We start from the raw sequence: 14,041 nt of genomic DNA on the forward strand, positions 1-14,041 counted from the left end.
AAAAATACTACTTCTCGCATAATAATGAATCTTTAATTTTAACGTCTTCAAAACGCTGCCAAATCTCATGACTAAAGTTTTTTGGCGATAACTGAAATAATACTATTGTTGATGTTTCATCTTCACAATCAAAGACTTTTACTCGAATATTTAGCGTAATCATATCTTCGGAAGTAAAAGAATCATAAACGTATAACTTACCAGTAAAATCTATATGTTCTTCACTATTATTCTTGATAAAGAGCACCGTTGTTTGTGGGACTTCAAAATCTTTTCTTTTATTAACAGCTCCCATTAAGCCATCATAATAGGATTTTATATTAGACTCTAGATTTTCTACAGTTTGTATTTCTTTTTGTTCTATGTACCACGCAAACGTATAGCCCCAAAAATCCTCATGTGTTTGATCCCGCCATTTTTTTGCAAACCTCAAATCTTCATAACCCTTTTCATAATTCATTTCTGGAGCAAAATTTATTGGGAATTTTATGATTTCCTTAAGCCATGTTGTGTCAGATTCAAGAACTCCTAATGGTTGTTCCTCTTGAGCAAAAGATAATATTGAGTAAATTAAAAATGCGGTACTTAATGCTATATGTTTCATGCTTTAAATTTATAGACTTAATATGACCTCAAAACCAATAGCTTCAGAAATTGCACCATCCTTCATGTTACTATTATAATTAACTCCCCAGAGCGTACGATCTATTTTAAATTTTGTGGTCATCGTTTTTTCTTTGTAATCAACTTCTGCTTGAAAAGAAATAGGGTTTGTAATTCCTTTTATCGTTAAATCTGCAAAAATTTGCATCCTTTTTTTATCATGATATTTTACAGAGTTGATTTTTAAGGCAGCTGTTTCATACTGTTCAACATTAAAAAAATCTGGATCCTTAAGATGGTTCACCAAACTTTCATTTGAATCTTGTTTATCAATATCTAAGCATGTTATCGAGTTCATGTCAATTATAAATTCACCACCAATAATTACTTCATTACTTTTTGTAAAATAACCTTCTTTAAAGTTTATTAGGCCATTGTGACCATTAAAGTAAAATGTATAATCGCAGTTCCATTTTACTTCACTTTTTTTAACATCAATCACTAATTTCTCTTGTGCATACCCAAATGCAATACTGCTAAATGTTAGAAGTAGCGTAAAAACTCTTGTTTTCATAAGTATTTGATTTATTTAAATTTCTTTGAGTAAAACTAGAATTTGAAGTATTGAAAAATGTCAAAAAATTGTAAAAGAAGTGTGAACAGTTGTAAAAAGTCGTGATTTATTGTGTTATTTACACCAAATTATGAAATACAACCTACTTTATTTTAAAATCATTTCCATCACACTTTTTCTTGTAGTGTCCATAACATCTTGCACATTAGAAAAAGAAAATGGTCATTCGGGCACGATAAAAGTTGCACTACGTGAAGCAGGCAATCAATTATTACTTCGGAAATTAGACTCAACATCGTTAATCTTGCCAATAAAAGAACTCAAACCACAAGTCTATCTCATATCTTTTGAAAAACCAATATCTTTTGAGCCAAGTGATGTTGTCACCGTAATAGATAGTAGTTTGAATTTATTGAGTCTATCTAAAAATTATCGTGTCGAAGTTGTTCAATGTACAGATGGTGAAGTAGCTTATAGCTATCAAATGAACATAGAGGAGGAGCAAACCATAATACCATGCGCAGGTAGAAACCTACCAAAAGCATGCTATCATATTAAAGTTGAATTTTTGGAGATTATATCTCAGAGTAGTTTTAAAAAAAGATGGACACCTTATGTTTTAATCTTTGGAATTTTAATGTATGCAGGTTTTTTATATCTACGGAAATTTAAAAAACAGCCCATTTCCGAAGAAAAAAATAGTAGTTATTCTTCAATTGGAAGTTTTCAATTCTATCCTGAGCAAAATAAGCTTGTTAAATCGGCTACCGAGATTAGCCTCTCTAAAAAGGAATGTGAACTTCTAGAGATTTTTGTTGCCAACCCTAATCAAATCATCAAACGTGAGGCGCTTACCAAAAAAGTTTGGGAGGATAACGGTGTTTTTGTGAGTAGAAGTCTGGATACTTATATCTCCAAACTTCGAAAAAAGCTAAAGGATGACGACTCGATTAGAATTAGTAATATTCACGGAGTTGGTTATAAACTCGAAGTAGATGATGTAGTTTAATGGTTGGTGCCATTATATTTATACTTTCTATAACTTGTTCCCTTTGTACAAGGACAGTCACTTATGCCTTGTAATAAATCAATACCAATAGTAATACTATGTGTTCCCGAGTTGTATCCTGAAAGATCATTTATGGTCATTTGATATGAATAGGCAAAATAAAAGTTGTTTTTCATGATACCAGCCATCGGTCCAAAATTAAGTGGTTGAAAAAATTGATCGTTTAAAAATCGGTAAGATCCACCAACCCAGTAATAATCACCGCTACGGTTAAACTTTCTGTATTTGAAATTGACATCTGTTGCAGATCGTCTATCACTATTGAACATTTGGTAAAATACAGATGGCTCATATTCAATGCTTTTATCATTCTCATTAGTGAACACATAACCAGTGTATGCTTGAAAATTTAAAAGTTTACTAGGTTCAAAACCTTGAAAGTCATCAATATTCTTATCCAATATATTATTAGCATTTACACTAGCGTAAAAGCGATCCCATCTATATAACAAGCCAATATCAAAATTGTTATTCGATCGTGCTCTATCATCTGCAATACTGGGATCAACGATTGGAATTTCTTCCGTTGGCTGAAAATTTTCTATATCAATTCTAAACGTGTTGATATTGTAAGATAAGCCAAAAGATAAATATTGTTTTGAGGTATAATCTAATATAATATGGTGCGCAAATGAGAATTTAACCCCTTTTTGACGGGTATTACCATTTCTATCGTTATACATAGAAAGTCCAACTCCAGATTGATTTGCAATTCTAAAATCTGCATATAGAGCTTGATTGTCTGGAGCATTTTTGATCCCAACCCATTGCGTAAGACCGTTTAATCTCACTTTAAGATTATCACCGATTCCTGCAAAAGTTGGAGAAACAATAAAATCGTTATCTGCAAGATATTGGGTCCATACAGGTAAGTTTAGCTCTTGTGAATATCCAAAAGTAGAAGTAGCTAAAACGAGATATATAATTATTTTTTTCATGTGAATCGTTATTTAGTTTGAGGGTTTTTGATTACCTGTAAAGTGTAAAATGTCCTACATAATCTTTTTCAAGCAACGGACTGTTAGGTTTCACAACATACCAGTAATCACCAGTAGGAAGCTCTTGGCCATTATATCTACCATCCCAAAATTGACCAACATTATAAGTTGCCACTTTACGACCGTATCTATCAAAGATGTCAAAGGTTAAGTTAGGATAATCTTCAACACAACCTGGAGCCCAAGTATCTGCAGTACCATCTCCATTAGGCGTAAACCAATTAGGAATACACGGTCCTAAGAATTCCAATTCTATGCTCGCTGTAGCTTGACAGCCACTGCTATCTGTAACGACAACTGTATAAGTACCTTCTTCGGAAACGATATAAACATTCGTGTTGCCATAGTCCTCACCATTAAGCGTATATTGGTAATCTCCAGTTCCTCCTGTAGTGATGGCGATTATTTCACCAGCTTCATCTCCTTCTTCTAGAATGAGTGATAGTGGTTCAAATGCTGTGATATTGAAAAGCTCGGTCATTTTTATACAACCGTTAGTGTGTCTCACTTCGATATAATGATCTGTTCCTGGCACAACATTCTCAAAAACATTACTTATTTGGAATTCTCCGCCATTTAATGAATAATCCAATTCGGAAAGATCTACCGAATCTTCATCCACAATAACAGTCACTGTATTAACCGTAGCGTTATTATCACATGCATACTCGATTTCAAGTGTTGGCTCAAAACTTACCGACTCTGGGAAAGAGATATTCCATTCGGTTTCACAACCTTGTGCATCTCGAACAAATACAACATGGTCTCCACCAGCTAAATCTGTAAAATCAAATACCGTTTGTCCAGCAGAACCTGTTGTATAAGGTCCATCATAAACATCTAAACTAATACTGTAAGGCAATGAGCCACCAGAAATATCAACACTGAATTCTGCATTGTTTTCACCTTCGCACGTTTCTTCAAATAAAGAATCTGGGACAATGCTTAAAATAACTTGTTCTGGATCGTTAATTGAAAATTCAAAAATCTCATAACATCCCAGTTCATCTTGAACGATTACCGTGTAAGTATCTGGAGCTAGATTTTCAAAAATATTAGTTTCAAAAAATTGATCCAATTGTGGAGAAATGGCGTACCTAATGGTACCAGTTCCTCCAGAAGCATTAATGGTAAGTACACCGTCATTATTTCCACTACAAGTCACATCGTTAACAGTAAATTCAACAGTTAAAGGGGCAGTAGGCTCAGTAATTGAAATTGGTGCAGAAGCAGTTTCACAATCACCACTCACAACATTTACTATGTAAGTTCCCGCAACTAGCTCTGTAAAAACTCCAGGTGTAAGTTGCGTAGCATCAATAGTGTTGCCTAAAGTATCTTCTAATGTATATATATAATCTCCCAATCCTCCCTGGGCATCAGCTACAATTGATCCAGTATTGTCACCAGAACAATTAATTGTAGGATTCGTAGACATCAAATTGATCTCTAAGGGTAACAATGGATCCACTGTGATACCATTAGAAACATTGGCAACACAACCATTGGCATCTCTTACATAATATTGATATGTACCTACTGGAACAGAAAATGTTGTAGACGTTGAGAATGTTCCTAAAATAGATGTAAAAGAATCATTGTCGCTATATTCATAATTGCCAGTTCCACCGGTAGCGCTTAACGTAAGTGTAGACTCTATATCACAAGTTTGAGTGGAAGCCAAGACTAAATTAGCATCAATAGGCGTAGGTTGGGTGATGACAATTTCCGAAGAAATTAGAACACATTCATTACCATCACTAACTGTAACCGTATAAGTACCAGCACCCAGGTTTTCGAAAATATTTGAAGTCTGTGGACCAGAACTGGAAGGCGTTGGTAAAATTGTATTGAGTGTGTAAATATATTCGTCATCTTCACCACCTGTTACGTTGGTAACTGTAATCGATGCGTCTTGATCTCCAAAACATGATAATATAGATGCGTTTGGTGTAAATGTTGCATCAATAGGATCTGGTTCAACAAGAATGATATCTACGGAAGCTACGCAACCTTCGGCATCAATAACATTTACGGTGTACGATCCAGCAGCAAGGTCTGTGAATGTACCGTTTGGTGAAAATGCTACCGTTGCAGCTCCAGTTAATTCATATTGATAACCTCCCCAACCACCACTGGCAATTGCGTTGATAGTACCTTGACTATTATCACAAGAAACATCAGACGTCTGAGTTGCTGTAAGTGTTAAAGCTTCTTGAGGCGATGCAATCACGAACGTTGATGTTGCAGAACAAAAAGGAGCACTGGTTTCTGTCATTTCTACAGTATAGAATCCTGCTGAAAGTCCGCCAACCAATAATGGATTTGTCGATGTATCCGCATTCACTATTCCTGTAACCGATGCGCCAGAGTTATCAAAAACCTCATAAGTATAAGTTCCCGTATAGCCATTCACTGTTAATTCAAATTCTCCATCATCATCAAAACAAATGAGTGATGTTGCTGTTGTAGAAATTGTTGGAGGTACAGCTTCGGGTAAAGAAACAGTAACTTCTTCGGTACATGATGTAACAGTATCCGTAATTGTTATAACATAAATTCCAGATGGAACCCCATTAAAAGTATTTCCTGTTAAGATTATAGTACCAGGATTAGGGCTAATACTATAAGCATAAGAACCAGAACCATTTGAACCTGTTACAGTAATACTACCGTCGTCATTATTACATGATGGCATTGTCGTGATGTCTGGTGTTAAACCTATTGGTGCAGGAATATCAACTGTAACCAAATTGCCACAACCGTTCACATCCTTAATCTCAATTGTATGAACTCCAGAAAATAAATTTGAAATCGTAAAAGGGACACTTTGTATTTGAAAAGCGCCACCATTAATACTAAAACTATAAGGTCCAACTCCAGCAGTATCTAAAATAACATCAATCTCAAATTCACCATCTTCCACGGTACAAATATTACTTGAAGATGCCGAAATTACTGGTGTTGCATCCATTGCAACTGTTGTCACGGGACTCGTTATAATACATCCATAAGCATCAATAGCATGAATAAAGTAATCTCCAGCATCTACATTAAATACGCTTGCTGAAGACCAAGAAGGATCAGTTGCTAGAGGAGGCGTAGCAGTTGTAGTTATTTGGTATTCGTAAGGTGCAGTTCCGTTTTGAGCTACAGCACTAATAACGCCTGAGTTAGGATTACAATTGGCATTTCCATCTACGGAAACATCAAGACTCAATGCAATTGCAGATTCAGTAATATTGAAAGGAGCAGTTACTACTCCACAACCAGCATTAGTTCCCGAAGTTTCTGTTATTGAAACAAAGTAATTCCCAAAAGGTAATGGTCCTAAATCTGTTACCGTTAAACTTCCATTTGCTGGAACTGTTCCAGAACCGGTAATACCAGTTGAAATTAGAGTTAAGGAATCAAAAATTTCATAAACTACATCAACGTTAGATCCATAAATGCTATTCACCGTAAACGTTACATTGCCATCATCATTTCCTGTACATGTGATATTATTTGAACTTACAGCACTTAAGGATAATGTTGAATTTGTTGGGATTGGTGTGGTTGCAGGCTCATAATAACTACAAAGTGTTGAAGCATCATAAACAATAAACGTATAAGTGACACCAGAGGTCAAACCAGTGAATGTTGCAGATTGACTTCCTGCGGTATCCTCTGGAATCCAAGCTCCAGCAGGATTAGGATATTCTGTAGTAGCTCCTTCATAAATTGCGAAGAAGAACGGTCCTGCACTTGATAATGTACTTCCAATGCTTACTACCGCTTCACCACCAATTGTACAATCTACTGTTGTTGTAATATCTATATCTAAATCGGTTGGAGGAGAAGCTACTAAAACGTCTTGTGTAAGTACTGAACACCCATTGGCATCAACAATGTTGATTTCGTATAATCCAAAATCAACAACATCAAAACTAACAGATGTTGAACCTGTATTATTTAATTCGGAATTTTCATAACCATTTGATCCAGTTACAAAGTAGTTGTATGGCGCTGTTCCACCAGTTACTGAATTTATTATGACTGAACCTTGAGAAACTCCTCCAGAGGTACAGGTAATATCAACCGTATCATAATCTAATACAATAGGGTCTGGTTGGTTAATAGTTATCGTTTCCGAAGCAATACAAAGATTAGCATCTGTGACAGTAACTGTATAAGTTCCTGCGGTTAATCCTGAAGTTTGCGTACCGTAATCTGTTCCAGTAGAATCGTTATTTACATTAATCACAAAAGGTGGCGTTCCTGTGGTAGTATCAATTGTGATATCTAAAGACCCGTTTGAATCTCCATTACACAGTATATCTTGTGTTTGAACAACTGCACTTAGTGCAGGAAGTGATAATGGATTTATGGTGATAATATTGGTTTCAGCAGTACATCCATTGGCATCTGTGATTTGAAACTGGTATGTTCCATCCGATCCCGTTGTATAGTTAAATGGCGAAGCTGTAGCTCCCAAATCATTAAACGCACTTCCATTTATGGAAACAGCATAAGTAAAAGGAGCTGTTCCAGTGATATTTCCAGTAATTAGTGCATCTGGGTTGGATGTACAATTTAAATCTTGCGTCAAGACCGCATTTGCAGTAGGCGTTGGGATTGGATCAATAGTAATAGATTCACTATAAACACAATCATTTTCATCTCTTACTTGAAATGTATAGGTTCCTGGTTCCAATCCAGCAAAAGTTGTACTTGTTTGGTATGCTGTTGCACTTGCAGCTGGTGCTATAATTTGATATTCTAAAGCACCTATACCACCCGTAACACCAGTAATAGTTACAGTTGTTGTGTTTGACGGACAAGTGATTGGTGTATTATCAAACGTTAAATCTGTTGGCGGATTAAGCGCTTCAACCACAATATCATTCGTAATACTTGTACAATCATTAGCGTCTTTTATGGTAATGGTATAAGTTCCTGCGGTTAGATTTGTAAATTCATTACTTGTTTGAAAATTCACACCATCAATACTGTACGTATAAGGTGCATCACCTCCAGTAACTCCAGTAACGGTTACTGTTCCTTCGGAAGTACAAGTGAATGGTGATGACAATTCCGCAGTACCAGAAACAGCTTCCTCAGAAATAATACTCACAGTTTGGGATTCTGTCCCACAAACTGAGCCTCCAATAGAATACTCAACAACCACGTCGTAGTCACCCTCAGTAAGTCCCGTGAATACTGGTGAGTTTGTGAAAGTTGCTCCACCATCAATACTGTACATTAGACTATTTCCATTTGTAGCTGTAACATCAATGGTTATTGTTCCTGTATTACCATTGCCACCACAAGCAATATCTGTGGCAACAATTGTAAATTCTGGTTGTGCAATTGGTTCAACAGTAATTGTTGTACTTGCGCTACAGTTATTAGAATCTACAACCAAGATATCATAAACTCCAGCAGTGGTGACCACAATTTCTGGAACGGTCTGGAAATCTGTTGCTCCATTAACAAAATAGAAATATGGAGGCGTTCCACCTTCAGGATAAATTGTTATTTCACCTTCCTCACAAGTTAAAGGAACTGTTATTGCAGCAGTTACTGTTAATAAAGGAGGTTCAATTATTATAATTTCTTCGGAATAAAAACAACCATTTTCGGTTTCAACGGTTGCGGTATATGTTCCAGTATTTAGGTTTTCGAAAGTATAAGTATTCTCTAAAATTGGCCCAACGCTATTTACAAGTGTTCCACCTTCACTTAATGTATAAGAATATTGGGGATCAACATCATTAGCAGCCAATTGTATGCTGCCTTTGTCTCCATGACATAATGGTTGGGTTATGGTGGTAGAAACTGTAAAATCGCGATCTCTAATCAATACGTCTTGAACACTAAAAACACAAGGGTTTGTTGGTACATCCATTTGTCTAATGTAAACAGTATAGGTTCCAGCGGTATCAATTGAAAATACATTACTTGGCTGGTAATTTACACCATCAAGACTGTATTCATAACCAGAAGGCACGTCATAAACAGTAATACTACCAGGCGTTGTACAAATAATATCTGTTGCAACAACCGCAGGGTTTAAAACATTTTGGTATACGTTGAAATAAAACTGTACAAAACAACCACCAGAATAGTTGATTGTTAATCTATATTGGCCTGCTGTATCTACTAGATAATTTGGTCCGGTTTGTACTTCATTCCAAGTACAAGAATCATCTTCGTTGGCACAGTCTGAATTAGTTACTGCATCACAACTGGACTCGTCCAATTGTTCCCAAATTATAGAAGACGCTCCAGAGATGTTAGTTATAATATCCCTTGAATCATTCACTCCACATAAAAATATGTTTGGTAATAGTTTTCCATCATTGGGACATGTTACTACTTCATCTGCATATGGTATTACTGGATTTTCAATATCTGCACCAAAAAGCTCAACAACATATTCTTGAACTATAGATTGGCAAGGTGCAATGGCATTATTGAAAGAGTAGTAGGTACCTGTTTCTGTCACGGTAATTGTTTGTCCTGTCCCGATCACTGGAGTTCCTGTATCACTTGTAGACCAAGTGTAAGAATCATACCCATTTGCAGCAGTCATATCTAAACTGCTACCACAAAGTATGAGGTTTTCTGTAAATTGACAATCTAGATCTGCCAAAAAATTAGTGGCTTGTGGGGAAAATAAACATCCGGTATTACTGCTTAAACTTGGGTCATCTGTAATTGCAAATGTTGGATTAAAAAAACCGTTATAAGATGCAAAAGCTTGATTACTAATAATATTTGTACAAGCATCTACTAAAAGATTACATTCGTCAACGACTTGTACCTCAATTCTAATTTCATACACAGGATCGCCTTCTTCTACCAAATAATCTTCTATTGCAAAAATAATTTCCCTGGTAACAGGATCATAACTAACGACAGTCACTCCAGCTGGAAGCACTAAATCTTCAGGGTAATTAAAAATGATATTAACTGGTAAAACATCTCTAATTTGAAAATTGGTAGCGTTGTCATTTCCGGTATTTTGAAAACCGATGACATAATTTAAAGAAGCACCAAGATCAACGAACTCATCTCCAATATTATTTCCTGCGTCATCTTCAACAATCTTTGTGAGTACGATATTAGGTTCTATAATATCAACTGCAAATGCAAAAAAGTAAGGAAAATATGTATCACCACTGGTTTCTAATCGTATAACTGCGGAAGTAGCATCGTTAGCAATTACAGAATTTCCAGGATTTGGAATCGCCATTACACCAGTATCAAAACCTAAGGTGTTTGTACTATTTGGGACTCTATTATTTACAGGCGTTGCATCCAGCTGTGTAACCGAACTATTAAAAAAGTTAGACACAGGACGATCAACAGTAGATAAACTAATTCCATTTAATCTTAAGCGATCTCCTAAAATTGGACTATCACCTTCTAAGGTTGCAAATGCAAAATTTGCTCTAACAGGAGCAGGAGCAGGCACGGTTCTAAAACCATCTACAGGAATATCCAGTTCGGTGTTGCTTCCTGCAACACTAATTGCGCTAAAACCATCAAAACTTGTAATAGACTTTCCTGGCAGTGTAGGATCCTCATAAACAATGAACAATGACCATCCAGCAGATTGACCTGTTCCGTTATATGGACTAAAATTAGCTGTTTCTCCTTCCGCAGAAGACACATTTCCAATAGTATAAGTTCCTAAATCTGTACCAGAGCCAAAACTGGTTACAATATCGGTTACATCTGCAAAACAAGCATAAGAAAAACTATCACCTCCATCTACTGTTGTGCCATTGGCATCGTAAATAATGGTTCCTGTTATATCATTATAGCCTCCAATTGGGCCTTTAAATTTTACATTGGTTATTGGTTCATCGCCAGGGTTAACTGCGCCCCAATATAATCCTGCATAAATTATTCTATAGCAATTAGGATTTGGAATCTCTAGGTCTGCACTGGACGAACTAAATGTTGATGCATCACCATCAATATCAATATATTGCATATCGACATTATGATTATAGACTGTGTTATCGTTGAATGCATCATTATTTGGTCCAAGTATGTTGTTACCAATTAATACAATATCTCCTTTTAAATCTTGATTGAATCTAGGTGTAAAAGGTTCATAATTTTGTGAGTAGGATTGTAGTCCAATAAATAGCAGTGTCACAATAATTACTATGCGAGAAAAAGTAGGTTTTTTCATGGGACTTATATTTTTGTTTTATTCCAAAATCAACAAGGGCAGTGTTGATTTAGGAATATAGCCTTGTTACTTAATTAATTTTCTATTTTGACGAGGGACATCTTTTTGTTATAAGGTCTATTACCTTTTGCTTTTAGTGCTTCATTTGCTTGTTCTATACTTTCAAACTTATCATAATATATATAGTATTTACTTGTTTTAACATCATAGAAAAAGTCAACATCTTCACGTCCTGAAGCAACAACATTCTTTACAAATTCGTTTCGCTTGGTAACATCTGTATGTACTGCAACGATAAGGTAATAGCCATTATCAACATTTGGGACATTTTCAAGAATTTGAATATTATCACTTTGTTGTTGTCCAAAATCGAAATCATCCTCAGTAAGCGCTGTATTGCTTAAGCTTGTAATTTGCTTTATGTTTTGCAATGCAGCTCTATCTTGAGCATAACGGTCTTCTTCGTTATCAAATGCTGCTTTTTTAATACGACGTCTTCTTTCAAATTCTGTAGCGACTTTGATATCTGCTAATCGTGTTTCTAATACAGTTTTTGCTTTTGTAGCTTTTAATTGTTCAGATTCTAAACGCTTTAATGCTTTTTGATAATAGAGATATACATCATCGTTAACTAATGTGTCACTATCAAACTTATCTTCGTAAAGCGCTTTTAAGTCTTTGATTTTTTCATTTCTAGAAGCAATGACATCATCAAGCTCTGATTTGATATTTGCTAATCTGTTGTTTTCTTCGGTAATACTTTTAAATGGTTTTGGATCAACAGTGATACCTTGCTCACTTAAATCATTTTCTTCTTTTAAATCTTTTAAATCATTATTTTTTATCTCAACTATGTCGTCAAATCGTTTTAACAATTCCGCTTGCTCTGTTTTTGAATCTTCGGTTTCTTGAGTGATAGCGTACATTGCTTTGCTTATGTCATCTTTAGGGTTAGAAATAAGTTCTTCCTTTGCCTGTTCTTCTGCTAGTAATTTTGCCTGAGCTTCTGCATCATCTTTAGCTTTTTGTTCTGCTGCTAATCGGGCTTGAAGTAGTGCTTCTTCTTTAGCTTTTTGTTCAGCAAGAATTTGAGCTTCGGCATCTGCAGCTTCCTTGGCCTTTTGTTCTTCCAATAATTTAGCTTGAGCTACAGCTTCTTGTTGCGCTAATTCCTGTGCTAATAGTTTTGCCTTGGCTTCAGCTTCTTGTCTTTCTCTTTCTTCAGCTAGACGTTTTGCATTTTGCTCTGCTTGTAATTTAGCTCTTGCTTCTTCCTGTGCTTTTAGTTTTTGTTCTTCTGCTAATTGATTTGCTCTTGCTTGTTCTTTTGCTTTTTGGTCGGCTAACAGTTTAGCTTGTGTATCTGCTTCTTCTTGTGCTAAACGTTTGTTTCTTGCTGCTTCTGCGTCTTTATTTGCTTTTTCTTTTGCAAGTTGAATTGTGTTGGCTTTAGCCTCAGCTTCTTGTTTAGCTTTCTGCTCTGCTAATAATTTAGCGTTAGCTTCAGCTTCTTGTTGTTCTTTTAATCTTTGTGCTTCTGCCAATTGTTCAGCAACGTCGGCTTCGCTTTCCGAAGAAACAACAGGTTCTACCTTTTTCGTGTTAGGTTTTGAAACTTTGGCAACTTTTGTTTTTTTCTTATCAGAAATTAGCAATCCGCTCACTTCGTCATCACCACTATAATTGTAGCGGTCTCTATTTTTAAATCTGTAGGCTAATGTGAAATCGTGCGAATTTCCGAAGTTAGATAAATCACCAGTAGCCATTTCATAATTATATTCTAAAGCGATTTGTGAGGTAATATTGATACCTAAACCTCCATGAATGCCATAAACCGAATTGTATCCAACCTGTGCCCAAATCCCTTTTGGTACTGTTAGCATTGCCATTGCAGAGAGGATGGTTTCTTCTTTTTTAAATTCAGATTTAACTAAACCTGTAAATTTACTTTCGTCAAAAAATCCGCGAGTGGACATCATATAACCAGTGTACATGACATGGGCTTGAATGCCTTGTTCTGGATTGTTCTCTATAAGTGTTGAGTTTTGAAAATTGTAAAGTGCAAGGTTGTTGATGGAAACACCAAAGTCAATAAATCCTGTCCCATAATTGATTCCCGGATTAACGGTCAACAAAAAATTCTCTGGTACATTTTGTAACGACGGATCATCAAAATTAGTGACTACATTGCCGGTATTTACTCCGCTTTTATAAGCTCCAATATTAAGACCGAAAGTTAAGTTACTATCTCTGGCCAATCTTGCATTGTAAGCAAAGTTTAGATTACCTCCAAATGTTGTGAGCACACCATAATTTTGTTGAAACAGTCCTAATCCAGCGCCAATGTTTTCTCCAAATCGTCCTGAGTAACTTGCCAAATAGGTGAGGGGTGCATTTTCAAAATCTACCCATTCCCTTTTGTTGGAGATGCTAATGTATTTATTTTGCTCTCTTACAAAACTAAATGTTGGGTTAATGACATAACGGTTAAAAGTTAAAGAGTTTCTCATTGGTAGGCTAAGTGAGACCACCCCATCATCTTCTTGAGAATAGAACATCTGTATAGAACAGAAACATAATATTAAAACAAAAAGAAGTGTTTTCAT

6 protein-coding genes are annotated in these 14,041 nt (G+C 35.7%); 1 reads left to right on the plus strand and 5 read right to left on the minus strand.

The features are described 5' to 3' along the window. Positions 1-7 precede the first annotated feature (7 nt). Together GQ40_RS04395 and GQ40_RS04400 are read right to left on the minus strand one after the other, a co-directional pair. Positions 8-604, minus strand: coding sequence for a hypothetical protein (locus GQ40_RS04395; RefSeq protein ID WP_047546097.1), 597 nt, complete (start codon positions 602-604; stop codon positions 8-10). A gap of 9 nt (positions 605-613) precedes the next feature. Continuing rightward, positions 614-1,177, minus strand: a complete 564-nt coding sequence (locus tag GQ40_RS04400; protein ID WP_052184148.1) for a YceI family protein — start codon at positions 1,175-1,177, stop codon at positions 614-616. 130 nt (positions 1,178-1,307) lie between these two features. On the opposite strand from GQ40_RS04400, the gene GQ40_RS04405 reads away from it, so the two are divergent. Continuing rightward, positions 1,308-2,186, plus strand: coding sequence for a winged helix-turn-helix domain-containing protein (locus tag GQ40_RS04405; RefSeq protein WP_047546098.1), 879 nt, complete (start codon positions 1,308-1,310; stop codon positions 2,184-2,186). On the opposite strand, the gene GQ40_RS04410 is transcribed toward GQ40_RS04405, so the two are convergent. The 3 genes from GQ40_RS04410 to GQ40_RS04420 form a co-directional block, all read right to left on the minus strand. Beyond that, on the minus strand, positions 2,183-3,184 hold the full coding sequence (locus GQ40_RS04410; RefSeq protein ID WP_047546100.1) for a type IX secretion system membrane protein PorP/SprF: 1,002 nt from the start codon (positions 3,182-3,184) through the stop codon (positions 2,183-2,185). The genes GQ40_RS04405 and GQ40_RS04410 overlap by 4 nt on opposite strands. A 31-nt stretch (positions 3,185-3,215) precedes the next feature. Then, entirely contained in the window at positions 3,216-11,435 is an 8,220-nt protein-coding gene (locus GQ40_RS04415) for a T9SS type B sorting domain-containing protein (protein WP_047546102.1), read from the minus strand. A 74-nt stretch (positions 11,436-11,509) separates the two neighbouring features. Beyond that, positions 11,510-14,041 (minus strand): PorP/SprF family type IX secretion system membrane protein, encoded by a 2,532-nt coding sequence (locus GQ40_RS04420; protein ID WP_047546103.1) that lies wholly within the window; start codon positions 14,039-14,041, stop codon positions 11,510-11,512.

The sequence above is a fragment of the Psychroserpens sp. Hel_I_66 genome, assembly GCF_000799465.1.
Lineage (GTDB): Bacteria > Bacteroidota > Bacteroidia > Flavobacteriales > Flavobacteriaceae > Psychroserpens.

What these genes read in the sequence shown, in the direction of transcription:
- GQ40_RS04420 (WP_047546103.1), bottom strand. Translation starts at nt 14,041, where the DNA reads ATGAAAACACTTCTTTTTGTTTTAATATTATGTTTCTGTTCTATACAG.
- GQ40_RS04405 (WP_047546098.1), top strand. Translation starts at nt 1,308, where the DNA reads ATGAAATACAACCTACTTTATTTTAAAATCATTTCCATCACACTTTTT.
- GQ40_RS04400 (WP_052184148.1), bottom strand. Translation starts at nt 1,177, where the DNA reads ATGAAAACAAGAGTTTTTACGCTACTTCTAACATTTAGCAGTATTGCA.
- GQ40_RS04395 (WP_047546097.1), bottom strand. Translation starts at nt 604, where the DNA reads ATGAAACATATAGCATTAAGTACCGCATTTTTAATTTACTCAATATTA.
- GQ40_RS04415 (WP_047546102.1), bottom strand. Translation starts at nt 11,435, where the DNA reads ATGAAAAAACCTACTTTTTCTCGCATAGTAATTATTGTGACACTGCTA.
- GQ40_RS04410 (WP_047546100.1), bottom strand. Translation starts at nt 3,184, where the DNA reads ATGAAAAAAATAATTATATATCTCGTTTTAGCTACTTCTACTTTTGGA.